This is a genomic window from Runella sp. MFBS21 (genome assembly GCF_029433105.1).
Lineage (GTDB): Bacteria > Bacteroidota > Bacteroidia > Cytophagales > Spirosomataceae > Runella.
The window spans coordinates 1-527 of the sequence record NZ_JARNTW010000070.1; the positions used below are offsets into that span (position 1 = coordinate 1).

The 527-nt window shown below is 46.9% G+C and carries 2 protein-coding genes; both read right to left on the bottom strand.

Annotation, left to right across the window (positions count from 1 at the left end):
* The coding region (locus tag P1X15_RS32495) for a hypothetical protein (RefSeq protein WP_277342266.1) at positions 1-260 on the bottom strand (260 nt) is incomplete at its 3' end.
* Positions 253-498, bottom strand: a complete 246-nt coding sequence (locus tag P1X15_RS32500; RefSeq protein WP_277342267.1) for a hypothetical protein — start codon at positions 496-498, stop codon at positions 253-255. The genes P1X15_RS32500 and P1X15_RS32495, both read right to left, overlap by 8 nt.
* Between the last annotated feature and the right edge of the window lie 29 nt (positions 499-527).

The window sequence follows — 527 nt, forward strand, 5'->3', positions numbered from 1 at the left end:
TCTGCCCCCCTCCGTTCGGATCCTTCCGTTTCCTGGGAAGGTTCTTGGGTTTTGTTGGTTGATTTACCGTCGGTGTCTTGATTGGCCGTGGTGTTGTTGGGCTTATTGGTCAAAGGTCGAATGAAGAGCAGGTAAAAGAAAAGTAATAGAGCCATGACGATACCCAAGACGGTGAGGATGATTTTAAGCAGGGAGGAAGTGGGTTTGGCGGGTTCTTGCAAGGGCAATCCCCCCAAATAGCGTTGTTGTAAATCATTCATGGGATTGAAGTACATCTAAAATGAGTTGAGCGATAATTTGTAGTTCAGCCACGACAAAATCGTGGGTTAAACCCGATTCAATGGACATGATTTCGTCACCGTCGAGTTGGTAACTAGCGACGACCTTCAAAGGCACGTTAGGGTTGTCTTTAAAGACCTTTTGAGCGCGTTTTGCTTCGGCCAACATCTCACGGAGTTGTTGGGGCGAACATTGGTTAAGGTCTTCTTGGAGAATCATAGCCGTAAAAGGGGGGATTTAGGCTTTAG